We start from the raw sequence: 16,892 nt of genomic DNA, 5'->3' as shown, positions 1-16,892 counted from the left end.
TCGCTACGACATGTATCACACCGGTTCCAGGGGAGTGGTCGTCAACCTCGCTACGCCCGGCGGCAATGCAGGCACCAATGCTTTTGGGGATACCTACACAGGTATTGAAGGCGTCATCGGCACTCGCTTCGCGGATCGCCTCATAGGCGACGATGGAGCGAATAACCTGCAGGGGCAGGCGGGCAACGATAGGCTCATCGGCGGGCTCGGGAATGATACGATGATCGGCGGATCGGGGAACGACAACCTGAGTGGTGGTTATGGAAACGACCTGCTGCAGGGAGACGCGGGACGCGACGTCTTCACGTTCGACAGCACCCTGAACGCTCTGGAGAACGTGGACCGGATCCGAAGCTTCTCGATCAAGAACGACACGATCCGGCTCGACGATGCGATCTTTACCGGATTGGCGCGCGGGCGCCTCACGGACGCGGCCTTCCACAGAGGAATGGAGGCTCACGACAGCAACGACCGTATCATCTACGACAAGGTGACGGGCGCGGTCTATTACGATCCAGACGGGAACGGAGTTGCTGCTCAGGTTCAATTCGCCCGCATGACTCCGAAGGTCGGGCTGAAGAACGACGATTTCTTCGTGTTCTAGGCAACGGATCCCGAAAGCAATCACCTGAGCCCCGGCTGACCTGCCGTCAGCCGGGGCTTCTGTTTGACGGGAGCACGTGCTCCGGGCCGATGGCCAAGCCATCAAAAACGTGGGACTTGGAGCGTTCAAAGCTCAAAAAACATGACATCCGGCCCGATATGAGGGTAAAGCACGGGGGCTTTTTCGCTCCTCCGCTCAGGGCCCGCGCGACACACCATGACCCAGACCCACGACAAGATCCTGATCATCGATTTCGGCTCCCAGGTGACCCAGCTCATTGCCCGGCGCGTGCGGGAGGACGGGGTCTATTCGGAGGTGGTGCCGTTCCAGAAGGCCGCCGAGGCTATCAGGACGATGAAGCCCAAGGGCGTGATCCTCTCAGGGGGGCCGGAATCGGTCACCTCGAGCATCTCACCGCGAGCCCCGCAGGAACTGTTCGACACGGACCTTCCTGTCTTCGGCATCTGCTACGGTCAGCAGACCATGGCGGCGCAGCTTGGCGGCGAGGTCGAGGGCGGGCACCATTCCGAGTTCGGTCGGGCTGAGATCGAGGTCCTGTCCGAGAGCCCGCTCTTCCAGGGCGTGTGGCAGGTCGGCAAGAAATATCCCGTGTGGATGAGCCATGGCGACCGGGTGACCAAGCTGCCCGAGGGCTTCGAGGTTCTGGCAGCGTCCGAGAACGCCCCCTTCGCGGTGGTGGCCGACGAGGCGCACAAGTTCTACGGCGTGCAGTTCCACCCGGAGGTGGTGCACACGCCGCAGGGCGCCCAGCTCATCCGCAACTTCGTCCGCGACATCGCCGGCTGCCGGGGCGACTGGACCATGAAAGCCTTCCGCGAGGAGGCCATCGAGCGCATCCGCGCCCAGGTCGGCACCGGCCGGGTGATCTGCGGCCTGTCCGGCGGCGTCGACTCGGCGGTGGCGGCGGTGCTGATCCACGAGGCCATCGGCGACCAGCTCACCTGCGTGTTCGTCGATCACGGCCTGCTGCGCGCAGCGGAAGCCGAGCAGGTGGTGACGCTTTTCCGCGACCACTACAACATCCCGCTCGTCCACGTGCAGGCGCAGGACCTGTTCATCGGCGCGCTCGAGGGCGTGTCGGACCCGGAGGTGAAGCGCAAGACCATCGGCCGGCTCTTCATCGACGTGTTCGACGAGGAGGCCAAGAAGATCGGCGGCGCGGACTTCCTCGCACAGGGTACCCTCTATCCCGACGTGATTGAGAGCGTCTCCTTCACGGGTGGCCCATCGGTCACCATCAAGAGCCACCACAACGTGGGCGGGCTTCCTGAGCGCATGAAAATGAAGCTCGTGGAGCCCTTGCGCGAGCTGTTCAAGGACGAGGTGAGGGTGCTCGGCCGCGAGCTCGGCCTGCCCGATGCCTTCGTCGGCCGCCACCCCTTCCCGGGCCCGGGCCTTGCCATCCGCGTGCCCGGCGAGATTACGCGCGAAAAACTCGACATCCTACGCAAGGCCGATGCGATCTACCTCGAAGAGATCCGCAACGCCGGCCTCTATGACGTGATCTGGCAGGCCTTCGCCGTGCTGCTGCCGGTGAAGACCGTGGGCGTCATGGGCGATGCGCGCACCTACGACCACGTCTGTGCCCTGCGCGCCGTCACCTCCATCGACGGTATGACGGCGGATTTCTACCCCTTCGACATGACCTTCCTCGGCCGTGTTGCCACCCGCATCATCAACGAGGTGAAGGGCATCAACCGCGTCACCTACGACATCACCTCGAAGCCACCGGGCACCATCGAGTGGGAGTGAGGGGTGAGTTATCACCTCGGTCCAGCCGCCAGATTACTTTCGGAACGAGACGACTTTTTCCATGAGTGCAAGCAACCGCGTCGTCCTTTCCAGCGACCACGCTGCCATTGAGCTCCGGCAGACTATTGCCGCTCATATCGCGACGCGTGGCTGGGTGGCGGTCGATATCGGACCGACAACGCCGGAAAGCACACATTATCCTCATCACGGCGAAGCGGCGGCGCGGCTCGTTGCTTCCGGTGATTGCCGGTTCGGCATCATCCTCTGCGGTACCGGTCAGGGTATCATGATGGCGGCGAACAAAGTGAAGGGCATCCGTTGCGGTGTCTGCGCCGACACATTCTCAGCCCGCATGATCCGCCAGCACAACGATGCCAACATGCTGTCGATTGGCGTGCGCGTGGTCGGCGAAGGGCTTGCGCTCGATATCGTGGATGCCTTCCTGGCCGCTCAGTTCGAAGGCGGTCGGCATGCGACGCGGGTGGAGATGATTGATGCACTGGAGGGGTAGCGCCGTTCTTTGCTCCTTCTTTCGATGGAAAAGGTTTCATCCGAATAACCGATCAGGAATAAGCGATGGCAGTGACGCTCTACGGCATCAAGAACTGCGACACGATGAAGAAGGCGCGCGTCTGGCTCGATGCCAAAGGCGTGGCCTACACGTTTCACGACTACAAGGCTGAAGGTATCGACCGGGCACGGCTCGAAGGCTGGGCGCGTTCAGTGGGGTGGGAGACGCTGCTCAACCGAGCCGGAACCACTTTCCGTAAGCTTCCCGACGCCGACAAAGCAGGTCTGGATGAGAGCAGGGCGCTGGCGCTCATGCTCGACCAGCCTTCCATGATAAAACGTCCTGTGCTCGACCTTGATGGACGTCTTCTTGTCGGCTTCAAGCCGGAGATGTATGAGGCCGCAGTTAGATAAAGGGCGCTCTCAATCCTGAAGTTTTCTCGTCATGCCCGGCCTTGTGCCGGGCATCCACGTTTTAGGAGCGAAGAGTATTGCAACCTCCATGCTGAGGAGCAGACAAAGTCTGCGTCTCGAAGGAGGTTTCAGTGAGCACTGGATCCTCCTTCGAGACGGATTGCTTGCGCAATCCTCCTCAGGATGAGGTTGAGTGGCAGATAAAGACGTGGATGGCCGGGACGAGCCCGGCCATGACGAGATGGGTGTCATCCCGGGGCCGCGCAGCGGAGCCCGGGATCCATAAACGCTGACGGTGCAGGATAGCACGCAGCGCCGATCGCTTTTTCCTAAGGTGCCGTGGCTATGGATCCCCGCCTTCGCGGGGATGATAGCGTGTGCGGTTCAGCAGCTGTGAGAGACAATCAGGTCAAACAAAAAGGCGGGCCGCGAAGCCCGCCTTTGTCATGTCTGAGACCAGCCGCCTTACTGGATCTTCGGCGGCTCGTCGAAGTTCAGGCCGGGGAGGCCGCCCGGTTCGCTGCCGGGGGCACCGAGGCCGGGCACGAGAAGCTGGTCGAGCTTCTGCTGCACGGCTGCCGGATCGACTACGGGGCCGGCCGACTTGTAGTGCGTGACGATGCCCGGGAAGATGACCACGATCGCCACCATGATCAGCTGGATCACCACGAACGGAATGGCGCCCCAGTAGATCTGGCCCGTGGTCACCGGCTCCATGCGCTTGCCCGTGAGGCGGTCGGTATACGGCACCTTGGGGGCCACCGAGCGCAGGAAGAACAGGGCAAAGCCGAAAGGCGGGTGCATGAACGAGGTCTGCATGTTCACGCCCATCATCACGCCGAACCAGATCAGGTCGATCCCAAGCTTCTCGGCCGCGGGTCCGAGCAGTGGGATCACGATGAAGGCCAGCTCGAAGAAGTCGAGGAAGAAGGCCAGCAGGAACACCAGGATGTTGACCACGATCAGGAAGCCCACCTGGCCGCCGGGAAGCGAGGTCAGCAGGTGCTCGACCCACACGTGCCCGTTCACCCCGTAGAAGGTCAGCGAGAACACGCGGGCGCCGATCAGGATGAAGAGCACGAAGGCCGAGAGCTTCGCGGTCGCTTCCGTGGCCTGACGCACGATGGTGAAGTTGAAGCGGTTCGGGTTGTTGTCGAGCCGGCGCTTGACCGCCGCCAGGATGACGGAGCCCAGCGCGCCCATGGCGCCGCCCTCGGTCGGCGTGGCCAGACCGATGAAGATGGTGCCGAGCACGAGGAAGATGAGCAGGAGCGGCGGCACCATCACGAAGGTGGTCTGCTGCGCCATGTTGGACATCAGGCGCAGGCCGGTGAACCGCTCGACGATGCCGACCACGAGCGCATAGACCGCGCCGGCAATCACCATCTCCAGCGTGAGCGCCAGATTCTCATGGCCCTGGTTGTTCAGAACCACATAGCCGCCGACGAGGAGCACGGTCAGCACCGCGGAAATTGCGATGCGCTTGGCGCCGAGAACCTTGTTCATGAGGGCGCAGATGAGGGCGACGACGGTGCCGACGCAGATCGTCAGGATCACGAAGTCCGCGCCGGCCTTCGTGTTGGTCTGCGACAGGACATAGTAGCCGACGAGGCCCGAGAACAGCACGAGGACACCGAGCTGCCACACGCCGCGCGAACCGTTGGGCTCGCGGAAGCCGACGGCTTCGAGGGGCAGGCCGGGTGCGGCCTTCGGGTCGATGAGCGAGGCGAGCAGCACGTAGCCGGCATAGAGGCCGGCGAGAATGATGCCGGGGAGGAACGCGCCTTCGTACATGTCGCCCACCGAGCGGCCGAGCTGGTCGGCCATGACGATGAGAACGAGCGAGGGCGGGATGATCTGAGCGAGCGTTCCCGAGGCTGCGATGACGCCGGACGCAAGGCGCCGGTCATAGCCGTAGCGCAGCATGATGGGGAGCGAGATGAGGCCCATGGAGATCACGGAGGCGGCCACGACGCCCGTGGTGGCGGCGAGCAGCGCGCCCACGAAGATCACCGCATAGGCGAGGCCGCCGCGCAGCGGCCCGAAGAGCTGGCCGATGGTGTCGAGCAGGTCCTCCGCCATGCCGGAGCGTTCGAGGATGTAGCCCATGAAGGTGAAGAACGGGATCGCCAGCAGCACCTCGTTCGACATGGTGCCGTAGATGCGGTCCGGCAGGGCCTGCAGGAGCGGCCACGACAGGTTGATGTTGGCCGGTGCGAAGGGAGCGAGCTCAACCGCGATGAAGAAGAACAGCAGGCCGTTGGCCGCGAGCGCGAAGGCCACCGGATAGCCGAGGAGAAGGAAGATCACCAGCGCGCCGAACATGATCGGTGCGAGGTTCTGGGCAATGAATGCAGCCATGGACGTGAGACTCCGGAATTCTGATCAGGCGAGGGGCGTCAGCGGATGCCGTCGCCCGGAGGCTCGCCGCCCTTGGTCGTGGTGGTGTCGGCCAGTTCCGCGATCAGCCGCTCGGCCTCGGCCTCGGCGGCCGCATGAGCGCCCGCATGATCATGCTCGTCGACCAGTTGGCCGTTCATGATCGCCACGCGCTTGATGAGCTCGCTCAGCCACTGGAAGGCCAGCGAGATGAAGCCCAGGAGGATGAGGCCCTTGGCCGGCCAGATCAGCAGGCCGCCGGCATTGGAGGAGACCTCGCCGGAGCGGTAGGAGTTGAAGAAATACGGGAAGGCCAGATAAAGCATCAGCGCCAGGAACGGCAGCAGGAAGAACAGGTGGCCGATCAGGTCGATCGTGTCGCGCCCGCGCTTCGTGAGCTTGTTCGAGATGATGTCGATGCGGATGTGCTCGTTGGCCTTCAGGGTCCAGGCGGCGCAGAGCATGAACACGGCGCCGAACAGGTACCATTGCAGTTCGAGCCAGGCATTGGACGAGACGCCGAAGATGCGCCGGATGATGGCATTGATGGCGGACACCAGAATGGCCACCACGATGGCCCAGGCGGCCACCTTGCCGATGCGTTCGTTGATCGAGTCGATGACACGGGATAGCCCAAGAAGTGCCGTCACCTGTCTCCCCCTTAGAACCTGTTGGTTGAAATCTTGCGGCCTAGCTATCGAACTTGAAGCGGCCCTGCTAGTGCCGTTTTAGTCGTAGGCAAGGTTTTGAGGGGTCCTAGCGGGGAAATTTTCGTGCCGCAAGAGGCTCTTCTGTTAAAAGTTTAGGCGGTCCAAGGCTTTGAGGACGAACGGAAACTTACAACCTGCGACCTTTAGGCATTTTTGCGGCCCGGCCGATCTTCCCAAAGGCCACGGTTGGTTTATTCCAGGGAGACTGCGATAAGTTCCTGGCCTCGGAGGCTTCCTGTGACGCTGCTCGTTCTCGGTCTTGTGATCTTTCTCGGCACCCATGCCTTCAGCATGGCGCGGGGGCGCCGCGCCGCGCTCATCGGCAGGATCGGGGAGGGGCCTTACAAGGGGCTCTACTCCCTCGTGTCTCTGGCGGGCATCGTCCTGGTTTCCATCGGCTACGGGCAGTACCGGGCGGGTGGCTACATCCCGGTCTGGGACCCGCCGGTCTGGACACGGCACCTCGCGCTGCTGCTGGTGCTCATCGCCTTCATCTGCTTCGTGGCGGCCTACCTGCCCGGCCATATCAAGGCGCGGCTCAAGCATCCCATGCTGGCGGGCGTGAAGATCTGGGCGCTGGCGCACCTTCTCGCCAACGGTGATCTCGGGTCGATCCTGCTCTTCGGCTCGTTCCTCGTCTGGGCGGTGCTGGCCCGCATCAGCACCAAGCGCCGGGACGTAGCGGCCCAGCACGGCGGCACGGCGGCGCCCGCGGGTTGGCGCAACGACATCCTGGCCGTGGCGATCGGCGTGGTCGTGTATCTCGCTTTCGTGTTCTGGCTCCATCCCTGGCTGATCGGCGTGCCCGTTCTCCCCATGCGGGCATGAAGCCTCTCGCCTTGTGAGGTTGTCTATGTTAGGCGACCCCCTTCGGATTTTTGGAGGCGGCCGCTTAAGGCCGCGTGAGAGACACGATGGCTCAGAACGACGAGTTCATTCGCGAAGTCGATGAGGAATACCGCCGCGACCAGCTCGCCAAGGTCTGGGAGCGCTACAACGGCATCATCATTGCGGTGGTCGTACTCGTCGTGGCCGGCGTCGGCGGCTGGCGCTTCTGGCAGTACCGGCAGCAGAACCTCGCCCAGGAAGCGGCTGTTCGCTACGAGGAGGCGCTGCGCCTGTCCTCCGAGGATAAGGGCCAGGAGGCTCAAGGAGCCCTCGAGAACGTCATGAAGCAGGATTCCGGCACCGGCTATGCCATGCTGGCCCGCTTCCGGCTTGCCGCCGAACTCGGCAAGCAGAACGCCGAGAACGGCGCCTCGGCCTACGATGCCCTGGCCAACGACTCGGCCCTGCCTGCTGTCTGGAAGGATCTGGCCCGCTTGCGCGCCGCATGGCTGCGCCTCGACACCGCGGAGCCCGCCGCCCTGCGCCAGGCCATCGAGCCGCTCGCGGCTCCCGCCAATGCCTGGCGCCATTCCGCCAGGGAACTCTTGGGGCTATCCGGTCTTAAGGCCGGTGACATGGATTATGCCGGCCGCTGGTTCGACCAGATCGCCGCCGACCGCGAGACGCCCTCCGCCCTGAGGCAGCGCCTTGCCGTCTACACGGCTCTCGTGGCGGGCGGTCCGGTTCAGGCCACGCAGTAAGATAGGACAAGACATGACGCCCACCGTCGCCATTGTCGGGCGGCCGAATGTCGGCAAATCGACTCTGTTCAACCGTCTCGTCGGCAAGAAGCTGGCGCTCGTGGACGACCGCCCCGGCGTGACCCGCGACCGCCGCGAGGGCGAGGCGCGCCTCGGCGATCTCGAATTCCGCATCATCGATACGGCCGGCCTGGAAGAGGCGACGGAAGAGTCGCTGCTCGGCCGCATGCGCGCCCAGACCGAGGCTGCTATCGTGGATGCCGACGTGATCCTCTTCGTGATCGACGCGCGTGCGGGCGTTCTGCCCGCCGACCGGCCCTTCGCCGAGATGGTGCGCCGCTCCGGCAAGCCCGTGATCCTCATCGCCAACAAGGCCGAGGGCTCCAGCGGCATGGCGGGCGCCTACGACGCCTTCTCGCTGGGCCTCGGCGATCCCGTGCCGCTCTCCGCCGAGCACGGCGAGGGCATGGCCGACCTGTTCGAAGCCCTGATGCCTCACTTCCCCCATCCGGACGAGGTGGAGGACGAGGACGACCCGAACAAGCCCCTGCAGGTGGCCATCGTCGGGCGGCCCAATGCGGGCAAGTCCACGCTGATCAACCGCATGGTGGGCGAGGACCGCATGCTCACCGGCCCCGAGGCCGGCATCACCCGCGACTCCATCTCGCTCGATTGGGAATGGCGTGGGAAATCGATCAAGCTGTTCGACACCGCGGGCATCAGAAAGCGCGCCCGGGTCGAGGACAAGCTCGAAAAGCTCTCCGTGGCCGATGCCCTGCGCGCCGTGCGCTTCGCCGAAGTGGTGGTCATCCTGCTCGACGCCACGATCCCGTTCGAGAAGCAGGACCTGACCATCGTCGACCTGGTGGAGCAGGAGGGCCGCGCCCTCGTGATCGGCCTCAACAAGTGGGACCTCGTGGCCGACCAGAAGGGCCTGCTCGCGGACCTGAAGGAGAAGGCCACCCGCCTGCTGCCGCAGGTGCGCGGCGCTCCGGTCGTTCCCCTGTCGGGCCTTGCCGGCAGCGGCATCGATCCGCTCATGAAGGCGGTGCTGCACGTCTACGAGAAGTGGAACACCCGCATCTCGACCGCGCGGCTCAACCAGTGGCTCTCCGAAGCCATCGACGCCAACCCGCCGCCGGCCGTCTCCGGCCGCCGGATCAAGATCCGCTACATGACGCAGATCAAGGCGCGCCCGCCGCACTTCGCCATCTTCGGCAACCAGCTCGATGCCCTGCCGAAGAGCTACACCCGCTACCTCGTCAACAGCATCCGCGAAGCCTTCGACCTGCCGGGCACACCCATCCGCGTGTCCCTGCGCATGGGGTCGAACCCGTTCGACAAGGACAAGAGGTCTTAGAGAAACCTCAGCGCCTCCATCGTCATGGCCGGACTTGTTCCGGCCATCCACCTCTTGCAGCGTCTCCCGCCAGCGCTTGCCCCCGCGGATCCGAGGCGAAACGCTTCGCCCCGGCCACGCAGGCGATCACCGCGACGTTGACGGCGACCATGCCCCAGCCGACGGCCTCATTGAGAAGCAAAGCGGCCAGCATCAGCCCGAAGAAGGGCTGGAGCAGCTGGAGCTGCGACACGCCCGCGATGCCGCCGAGCGCCAGGCCGCGATACCAGAACACGAAGCCGATCAGCATCGAGAACAGGGATACGTAAGCCAGCGAAAGCCAAGCAGGGACGCCGATCCCGCTCCAGGAGGCGGGAAGGTTGAACAGCATCAGGCCAGCCGTGAGCGGCAGGGAGAGAACGAGCGCCCAGGAGATCACCTGCCAGCCGCCCAAGCGGCGCGAGAGCTTCGCGCCCTCCGCATAGCCGAGCCCGCACGCCAGGATCGCACCGATCATGAGAAGACTGCCGACCGGGGAGGCCCCGCCTCCCTGGACCAGGGCGAAGCCCGCCACCAGGGCGCCACCGAGTCCGGAGAAGATCCAGAAGGCGGCCCTCGGCCGCTCGCCGCCGCGCAGGATGCCGAACACAGCCGTTGCCAGCGGCAGCAGGCCCACGAAGCAGATGGATTGGGCCGAGGTGATGTGCTGCAGGGCGAGCGCTGTCAGCAGCGGAAAGCCCACCACCACGCCCAGCGACACGATGGCGAGCGGCAGGAGGTCGCTCGTCGCGGGCCGCTTCTCGCGCAACGCGACGAGCAGCGCCGCGCCCAGAAGCCCGGCGATCGTGGCCCGGGCCAGGGTCAGGAACAGCGGGTCGATGTCGAGCACGGCGATACGGGTTGCCGGCAGCGAGCCGCTGAAGATCAGCACCCCGAGAAAGCCGCTGATCCACCCTTCGGTCGTCCTGTCCATGCACCATCCTCCGCCGCGTCGCGATCTCAGCCCGAGCGGCATGGCATTTCCAGGGACGGTGCAGTACGGTTGAGCCGAACTGTCATGGAACGACGGGCGGTACAGTGGACGATCTCACCCTTACCAAACACGACGGCACCCTCGTCGAGCAGGTCATGGCGGCGGTCCGCCACCGGATTGCCAGCCGTGCGCTGACGCCGGGCGGCAAGCTGCCGTCTATCCGCGCGCTCGCCCAAACCATGCAGGTGTCGAAATCAACCGTGGTGGAGGCCTATGACAGGCTGGCGGCCGAAGGCGTCATCCGCTCCCGGCCGGGCTCCGGCTTCTACAGCGCGGCGAAGCTGGCGCCCCTGTCGCTGGCCGAGCTCGCCCCGCGCCTCGACCGGGCGGTGGATCCGTTCTGGGTCTCGCGGCAATCCCTGGAGGCGCGAGGGGCGGTGCTGAAACCCGGCTGCGGCTGGCTGCCGGATTCCTGGATGCCCGAGGACGAGATCCGCCGCGCCCTGCGCGGTTTGGCGCGCACGAAGGACGCGACGGGCCTCACCGATTACGGCACGCCCCTGGGACTTCCCGCCTTGCGCGGCTTTCTCTCGCGGCGGCTGGCAGAGCAGGGTGTCGAGGCAGCATTCGACCGGATCCTGCTGACGGATTCCGGCACGCAGGCCATCGACCTCGTGTGCCGGCTGCTGGTCCAGCCCGGCGACACGGTGCTGGTGGATGACCCCTGCTACTTCAACTTCCTGGCCCTGCTGCGGGCGCACCAGGTGACGGTGGTCGGCGTGCCGATGACCCCGACAGGCCCCGATCTCGGCGCCTTCGCGCAGGCGCTCGCTGAGCACAAGCCGCGCCTCTACATCACCAATTCCGGCCTGCACAACCCGACGGGAGCTACGCTCTCCACCGTGACCGCGCACCGCCTGCTCAAGCTCTCCGAGCAGCACGGCCTCACGGTCGTCGAGGACGACATCTTTGCCGATTTCGAGCACGACGCCGCACCGCGTCTCGCTGCTCTCGACGGCCTGGACCGCGTTGTGCGCATCGGCAGCTTCTCGAAAACCCTCTCGGCCTCGTTCCGCTGCGGCTACATCGCCGCGCGGCCGGACTGGATCGACAAGCTCACTGACTTGAGGATCGCCACGGGCTTCTCCAGCAACCGCCTCGCGGAAGAGCTGGTCCTCGGTGTTCTTGGCAGCAGCGGCTATCGCAAGCACCTGGACTCCTTGCGCACGCGGCTTGCGAAGGCCATGGCATCCGTCATCCCGCGCCTTCAGGCGCTGGGCATCACGCCCTGGATCGTGCCGAAAGCCGGCATGCTCCTCTGGTGCCGCCTGCCCGACAATCTCGACGCTGCCGTTGTCGCGCGCCACGCGCTGAACGAGGACGTGGTGCTCGCTCCCGGCAACGTGTTCAGCCCGGCGCAGATGGCCAGAAGCTACATGCGCTTCAACGTGGCCCAATGCACGGATAATCGGGTGTTCGCGGTGCTCGGAAACGCGATGCGCTTGGCGGCGCAGTGAAGAAACCCTCATCGTCATGGCCGCACTTGTTGCAGCCATCCATGTCTTCATCCATTGCGTCTCCCTCTGCCTCATCCTGAGAGGCTGGCTCATAAAGAGGAACACGTCTCGGTTTCCGTCATGGCCGGGCTCGTCCCGGCCATCTCGATGCGGAAAAGCTCTGCGCTTCAAGCCACCGAGATCACCGGCACAAGGCCGGTGATGACGTCAGGAGCGCTGCCGGTCCTTTGTGAGCCAGTCTCTGAGGAGGCGCGAAGCGCCGTCTCGAAGGAGGCTCCAGAGAGCAGTGGAAGATCCTTCGAGACGCAGCTGCGCTGCTCCTCAGGATGAGGTCAGTGAAGCGGAAAGCGAAGGAAGCCGTTACTGTCCATCATCCATGCCGATCCGTCGCGCGGCCTCACGGAACAGGGCTTGGTCGTCCGGTCCGAGCTGCATGGCGCTCAGGAAATGGCGCAACCCGTAGCCGGGCAGGGTGGTGCGGATGCCCGCGAGCATGTTGCGCGCCTCATCCAAGCGCCCGGCGAACGACAGGGCGAGCGCCGCAATCGCCGCGATATGGGCATGCGCGTTCGGCCGGCTCGCCGCGGTCACGCCTGCGGCCGCCGCCTCGTCGAACCGCCCCAGGCGGATGAGCGCCATGGCGCGGGAGCCGAGCATGCCGAACAGCAGCGGATCGTAGGGGCTCAAGCGGCGCGACTGGTCAGTGGCCGCAATCGCCGTGTCCGGATCGCCCGCCTGCGAGTGGACGAAGCCCAGGGTGTAATGGCCCATGGCGAAGTTGGGCGAGAGGTCCACGCTCGTCTCCAGCTCGCGCAGGGTCTGGTCGTAGCTTCCGCGCAGCCACAGGGCGCGGCCCATGGCCAGATGACCGGCCGGGTCGCGGTCGTCGATCATCAGCCCCTGGCCGGCGGCCCTGAACGCATGGTCGACCTCCGAGCGCCGTTCGGTCCAGCCCTGGAAGGCGTTCTGGAAATGCGTGAAGGACAGGCCCGCATAGGCGCGCGCAAAAGTCGGGTCGATGCTGAGCGCCTGCGCAAAGAAGTGTTGCGCCGCATCGTTGTCCTGCTTGTTGAACCGGTACATGTGCCAGAGGCCGCGATGATGCGCCTCCCAGGCGTCGAGGGAGTTCGGCGGCTTCAGGATGGCGCGGTTGCGCTCCACCGTCTCGATCTCGCTCGCCACCGTTGCCACGATCCGGTTGCCGATCTCGTCGAGCACCAGAAACGCATCGTCGATGGAATGGCTGAGGATGTCCGCCCAGACGATCCGCCCCGTGCGCACCTCGGCGAGCTCCACCTGCACGGCCAAACGGCCCGGGCTGCGGCGGATCGAGCCGCTGACCACGTAATCCACGTTGAGCAGACGCCCGGCCTCGTCCGGCGCGATGTTCCTGTCGTGCAGCGCGAAGGTCGACCCTTGAGAGATCACGAAGAGGCTGCGCAGCTTGGCGAGCCGCGTGATCACGTCGTGCACGAGCGCATCCGCCACGCCGCCGCGCAGACGTGGCGCGCCGGATTCGTCCGCGAAGGGCATGACCGCAATGGAGCCGTGCTGCGGTGTCGCCGGAGCCTCGTCGGCTGCCGCTGGCGGCGTGCTGTCGGCAACAAGGATCGGCCGGGCCGGGGCCGGGCGAGGGGGCTGCATGATCGCCTCCCGCCACACCTCGCGCAGGGCCGCGCTGCTGAGTCCCTCCTGGGCGAACAGCCGGATGACCGCGTCGAGGTGGCTCCTGCCTTCCTGCACGCGCTGCTGGCGGGCCAGCATGCGCAGCAGCCGCGCATGGACGCGATCGTCGAGAGGACAGAGCGCCGCCCAGCGTTCGAGATAGCGCCCGGCCTCGGCCTCGCTCAGGTGATCGGCCAGATGCTCCAGCACCCGGGTCTGGAGGCCGCGATAATGGCGCCGCTGCGCCACGAGCCAGGCATTGAAGGCGGGGCTGCGGTCCAGCGTGAAGCCGTCGAGAAACTCGCCGGCGAACCCGTCGGCCATGCGGCACAGGGCCGGCAACGACTGCACCGCGATGCCCTGCCGGGCGAGTCCATCGAGCTGCAGCGCATCCACATGGCAGCCCTGGAGGTCGAGGCTCACCGTGTCGCCCTCCGTCCCGATCCGGCTGGCCTCGCCGATGAGACGGCGGATCTTGCTCAAGCACCAGCGCAGCTCGCCGCGCGGATCGTTCGGCACGTCCCAGAGCAACTCGCAGAGATGGCTGCGCGTGGCGGCATGGGGCGCAAGAGCGAGATAGGCGAACAGCGCGCGCACCTTGCGCGAGGCCGGCAGCGCGACCGAGGCATCGCCGCGCAGGATGGTGAGCGGCCCGAGCATCCGCACGGTGACGGGCGCAGCGCCGCCTGGGTCTGCGGTGTCGGCGGTTTCCACGGCCGAACCCACGCTGCCTCCCACGTTCACCTCCACGTGTGGCTGCTACGGTCTTAACCATGGGCCAAGCGTCTGAAGCGCGATGAAAGCCGAAGGGCGGGCCCATCCACCCCAAGGGAGGCCGTCATGGCTGATGCCGCTGTCACGATAAACCACGAAACCCAACCCGTCCAACCGGACCTCGCCGCCATCAAGACCCGCCAGCAGGGCGCGTGGTCGTCGGGCGATTACGCAGTCGTGGGAACGACCCTTCAGATCGTCGGCGAGGAGCTGTGCGAAGCCCTCGATCTGCGCGCCGGCCAGCGCGTGCTCGATGTGGCGGCCGGCAACGGCAACGTGTCGCTCGCCGCCGCCCGCCGCTGGTGCGACGTGGTCGCCACCGATTACGTGCCGGCCCTCCTCGTCCGCGCCCGGGAGAGGGCCGAGGCCGAGCGTCTTCCGATCACCATCCGGGAGGCGGACGCCGAGGCTCTGCCGTTCGCCAATGGAAGCTTCGACGCGGTCGTGTCCACCTTCGGCGTGATGTTCACCCCCGACCAGGAGCGCGCCGCCGCCGAGCTGCTGCGCGTGTGCCGGCGGGGCGGCAAGATCGGCCTCGCGAACTGGACGCCCGACGGCTTCATCGGCCAGATGTTCAAGACCATCGGCCGGCACATGCCCCCGCCGGCCGGCATCCGCCCGCCCTCCCTGTGGGGCCAGCGCGAGCACCTCGACCACCTGTTCGGCCACGGCGTCACCGCCATCCAGGCGCGCCGCAAGCACTTCGTGTTCCGCTACCGCTCACCCGAGCATTGCCTCGAGGTGTTCAAGACCTTCTACGGCCCGGTGCTCAAAACCTTCGCGGCCCTGCAGCCCGAAGCCCAGGAAGCCCTGCGCAAGGACCTGCTCTGGCTCATCTCCGAGTTCAACCGCTCAGGCGACGACACCATGGTGGTGCCGAGCGAATATCTCGAGGTGGTGATCACGCGGTAGGCGGGGTGGGGAGGGCGCCCGCATCGGGCGCCTTCCGTGGAGCAGCCGTTCGCGAGAACGCCCAATCAGATGCATCCCGCACCTCGCCGTCATGGCTGCATTTGGTTTACGGCCATCCGCGTTTCACCGGCTCTCACAAACCTCGCTGTCGTCATGGCCGGACTTGTTCCGGCCATCCACGTCTTCAGGAACCGCAGAAGAGAAAAGACGTGGATCCCCGGAACAAGTCCGGGGATGACGGGGAGGGTATTCGTCCCGTCGTTGTCACCGCCAATGTTTAGAAGAATTAGTGCCGCTTACTCGCAGACAGTTTCGGGGTAGCATCAATGACTACTATATCAGAAGCTGGTTTTCCTGCTTTGATACGATCTGCACGTATGCGCTGGATTGAAGTAAGCTTATTTCCAATGTCGCCATAATTAATTACGACGAAAATACCATGATTAGTGCGAGATGCGTCTTTGTAGATTTCTAGTTGTTTCTCATATCCATGCACAACTGTCCCCGAAGATCTCTTCATTTCAACAAGAATTCTTGCGTTGTATCCTTTAGAATATTTAAAGTCGATAGGTCCACCTCCCATATTTGCTTCTGGTGATAGATCAACATTATTGGCCATGCAAAAACAATCTGAAATAGCGAAATAGATTAACTGTGCCGCCCTTTCTTTTTTCGGCTTGCCATTAATTTAAAGTTCTTCCCACAAATTTCCATTTTCAACATGATGCTTGAACATTTTTATAGTATCGGTGACTACATTTCTTACTTCCTGAACTCCTTCGCTCAAATTATAAGTTCTTGTGCTCTTAAAAGTATATTTATCACTGGATATGATATCCTTCAGCTTGTAATAACCAAGTGCATCGTGATTTGGATCGTAGTAAGTTGAATGTTCTTTGACTGCGGCGATAAATAATTCAAAGAGTTGAGCAGATTCTAAAGTGGCAAAACGTACTGCGGCTTTTCTATCTGACACCGTTGGCTTAACGATACCTGCGAGAAAAGCGTTAACTCTAGCTCGTATCGCTGCATTGGCATTGGCAGCTTGTTCAATATCCGACCAGCTATTTGCAGCAGGCAACTCGCGGACAATATCACGGGGAACAAGCATAATAGCTCTCTCTTGCCCCTTAGTATTTTTGTAATGCGGTAAAGCAATATCGGACGTTAGAGCTGATATCTTTGTCGGAATACTAGCCTCTTTACAGAGATTATGCGTAATAAGAGCTAGCTGAGGAGCTATAACTCGTGTGGTAAAATCACTGATAGTGTCTGGACCCACGTTTTCTTCAGAGAATCCTATCAAAGAAATCATTTCGGGATCGCTAGCGCCGAGTTCAATAATCTCCTTTGTAGTTCGAAGTATGGTTTCCCGAATTGTATCAGGGCGGGAAGTTCCTGGTCTATCACCACTCCCATATCCTAGGCCGTTTTCAGGAGGCTCGCGAAGATTCAGCTGTTGTCGAGCTGCACGCCATGGAGCGTCTCCTTCTTTCTTTGAAATAAGAAGTAATCTGATAATTCTTGAGAAATGTGTTCTAAATACTTCATATGCCTCGGTTTTAATAATCGGAATATTGGATTTTTCTAACAAGATTGGGTCTATGAACAGAGGAGAATCAACATTCAAGAATGGATCTATCAAGCCAGCACTATCTAGTGGATGAAATCATACAGAAGAGTCCGACTTCGGCTCATCTGGATGTCGCTCAGGCCAGCGGGCTAGGGTGTTC

Annotated in this window: 15 protein-coding genes; 9 read left to right on the top strand and 6 right to left on the bottom strand. The window is 63.5% G+C overall.

Translation table 11 applies throughout. The annotated features are described in order from the left end of the window. The first annotated feature begins 10 nt into the window (after positions 1-10). The 4 genes from IC232_RS32880 to IC232_RS14280 all read left to right on the top strand — a co-directional run bounded on the left by IC232_RS32880 (position 11) and on the right by IC232_RS14280 (position 3,301). On the top strand, positions 11-604 hold the full coding sequence (locus IC232_RS32880) for a calcium-binding protein (protein WP_281413391.1): 594 nt from the start codon (positions 11-13) through the stop codon (positions 602-604). A 216-nt stretch (positions 605-820) separates the two neighbouring features. Continuing rightward, positions 821-2,377, top strand: a complete 1,557-nt coding sequence (gene guaA / locus IC232_RS14290; protein ID WP_190845657.1) for a glutamine-hydrolyzing GMP synthase — start codon at positions 821-823, stop codon at positions 2,375-2,377. A 61-nt stretch (positions 2,378-2,438) separates the two neighbouring features. Beyond that, positions 2,439-2,888 (top strand): ribose 5-phosphate isomerase B, encoded by a 450-nt coding sequence (rpiB, locus tag IC232_RS14285; RefSeq protein ID WP_190845656.1) that lies wholly within the window; start codon positions 2,439-2,441, stop codon positions 2,886-2,888. Positions 2,889-2,953: 65 nt separating this feature from the next. Next, positions 2,954-3,301 carry an ArsC family reductase gene (locus tag IC232_RS14280; protein WP_190845655.1) on the top strand — a complete coding sequence of 116 codons (348 nt, stop codon included), beginning with the start codon at positions 2,954-2,956 and terminating at the stop codon, positions 3,299-3,301. 465 nt (positions 3,302-3,766) lie between these two features. On the opposite strand, the gene IC232_RS14275 is transcribed toward IC232_RS14280, so the two are convergent. Next, positions 3,767-5,662: a TRAP transporter large permease subunit gene (locus tag IC232_RS14275; protein ID WP_190845654.1), complete on the bottom strand. Its 1,896-nt coding sequence runs from the start codon at positions 5,660-5,662 to the stop codon at positions 3,767-3,769. Between the two features lie 38 nt (positions 5,663-5,700). Next, entirely contained in the window at positions 5,701-6,330 is a 630-nt protein-coding gene (locus tag IC232_RS14270; protein ID WP_190845653.1) for a TRAP transporter small permease subunit, read from the bottom strand. 297 nt (positions 6,331-6,627) lie between these two features. On the opposite strand from IC232_RS14270, the gene IC232_RS14265 reads away from it, so the two are divergent. The 3 genes from IC232_RS14265 to der all read left to right on the top strand — a co-directional run bounded on the left by IC232_RS14265 (position 6,628) and on the right by der (position 9,339). Then, complete coding sequence (locus tag IC232_RS14265) at positions 6,628-7,218, top strand: NnrU family protein (RefSeq protein WP_190845652.1); 591 nt, start codon at positions 6,628-6,630, stop codon at positions 7,216-7,218. An 86-nt stretch (positions 7,219-7,304) separates the two neighbouring features. Further along, the gene (locus tag IC232_RS14260) at positions 7,305-7,979 is read left to right on the top strand and encodes a tetratricopeptide repeat protein (RefSeq protein WP_190845651.1); all 675 of its coding nucleotides are present in this window, start codon (positions 7,305-7,307) and stop codon (positions 7,977-7,979) included. 13 nt (positions 7,980-7,992) lie between these two features. Further along, positions 7,993-9,339 carry a ribosome biogenesis GTPase Der gene (gene der / locus IC232_RS14255; RefSeq protein ID WP_190845650.1) on the top strand — a complete coding sequence of 449 codons (1,347 nt, stop codon included), beginning with the start codon at positions 7,993-7,995 and terminating at the stop codon, positions 9,337-9,339. Between the two features lie 22 nt (positions 9,340-9,361). Here the strand turns inward: der and IC232_RS14250 are convergent, their stop codons facing one another. Then, complete coding sequence (locus IC232_RS14250; protein ID WP_190845649.1) at positions 9,362-10,291, bottom strand: DMT family transporter; 930 nt, start codon at positions 10,289-10,291, stop codon at positions 9,362-9,364. A gap of 104 nt (positions 10,292-10,395) precedes the next feature. Between IC232_RS14250 and IC232_RS14245 the strand changes: the two genes are divergently transcribed. Next, positions 10,396-11,808 (top strand): PLP-dependent aminotransferase family protein, encoded by a 1,413-nt coding sequence (locus IC232_RS14245; protein ID WP_312895167.1) that lies wholly within the window; start codon positions 10,396-10,398, stop codon positions 11,806-11,808. A gap of 360 nt (positions 11,809-12,168) precedes the next feature. Here IC232_RS14245 and IC232_RS14240 read toward each other — a convergent pair whose 3' ends face one another. Next, positions 12,169-14,211: a transcriptional regulator gene (locus tag IC232_RS14240; protein ID WP_312895166.1), complete on the bottom strand. Its 2,043-nt coding sequence runs from the start codon at positions 14,209-14,211 to the stop codon at positions 12,169-12,171. Positions 14,212-14,313: 102 nt separating this feature from the next. Here IC232_RS14240 and IC232_RS14235 point away from each other — a divergent pair, with 102 nt between their 5' ends. Continuing rightward, positions 14,314-15,159 (top strand): class I SAM-dependent methyltransferase, encoded by an 846-nt coding sequence (locus IC232_RS14235; RefSeq protein WP_190845648.1) that lies wholly within the window; start codon positions 14,314-14,316, stop codon positions 15,157-15,159. 286 nt (positions 15,160-15,445) lie between these two features. Here IC232_RS14235 and IC232_RS32080 read toward each other — a convergent pair whose 3' ends face one another. Together IC232_RS32080 and IC232_RS32075 are read right to left on the bottom strand one after the other, a co-directional pair. Further along, the gene (locus IC232_RS32080; RefSeq protein ID WP_210335365.1) at positions 15,446-15,778 is read right to left on the bottom strand and encodes a hypothetical protein; all 333 of its coding nucleotides are present in this window, start codon (positions 15,776-15,778) and stop codon (positions 15,446-15,448) included. Between the two features lie 69 nt (positions 15,779-15,847). Beyond that, on the bottom strand, positions 15,848-16,789 hold the full coding sequence (locus IC232_RS32075; protein ID WP_210335364.1) for a hypothetical protein: 942 nt from the start codon (positions 16,787-16,789) through the stop codon (positions 15,848-15,850). Positions 16,790-16,892 lie beyond the last annotated feature (103 nt).

It is taken from the genome of Microvirga sp., from assembly GCF_014699075.1.
Taxonomy (GTDB): domain Bacteria; phylum Pseudomonadota; class Alphaproteobacteria; order Rhizobiales; family Beijerinckiaceae; genus Microvirga.
Note: the sequence above shows the minus strand (reverse complement) of the source record. Positions and strands in the feature narration are given on the sequence as shown.

Coding starts and splice junctions, on each gene's coding strand:
- IC232_RS14250 (WP_190845649.1), bottom strand. CDS start 10,291: ATGGACAGGACGACCGAAGGGTGGATCAGCGGCTTTCTCGGGGTGCTG.
- guaA (WP_190845657.1), top strand. CDS start 821: ATGACCCAGACCCACGACAAGATCCTGATCATCGATTTCGGCTCCCAG.
- IC232_RS14235 (WP_190845648.1), top strand. CDS start 14,314: ATGGCTGATGCCGCTGTCACGATAAACCACGAAACCCAACCCGTCCAA.
- IC232_RS14280 (WP_190845655.1), top strand. CDS start 2,954: ATGGCAGTGACGCTCTACGGCATCAAGAACTGCGACACGATGAAGAAG.
- rpiB (WP_190845656.1), top strand. CDS start 2,439: ATGAGTGCAAGCAACCGCGTCGTCCTTTCCAGCGACCACGCTGCCATT.
- IC232_RS14275 (WP_190845654.1), bottom strand. CDS start 5,662: ATGGCTGCATTCATTGCCCAGAACCTCGCACCGATCATGTTCGGCGCG.
- IC232_RS32080 (WP_210335365.1), bottom strand. CDS start 15,778: ATGGCCAATAATGTTGATCTATCACCAGAAGCAAATATGGGAGGTGGA.
- IC232_RS14260 (WP_190845651.1), top strand. CDS start 7,305: ATGGCTCAGAACGACGAGTTCATTCGCGAAGTCGATGAGGAATACCGC.
- IC232_RS32880 (WP_281413391.1), top strand. CDS start 11: ATGTATCACACCGGTTCCAGGGGAGTGGTCGTCAACCTCGCTACGCCC.
- der (WP_190845650.1), top strand. CDS start 7,993: ATGACGCCCACCGTCGCCATTGTCGGGCGGCCGAATGTCGGCAAATCG.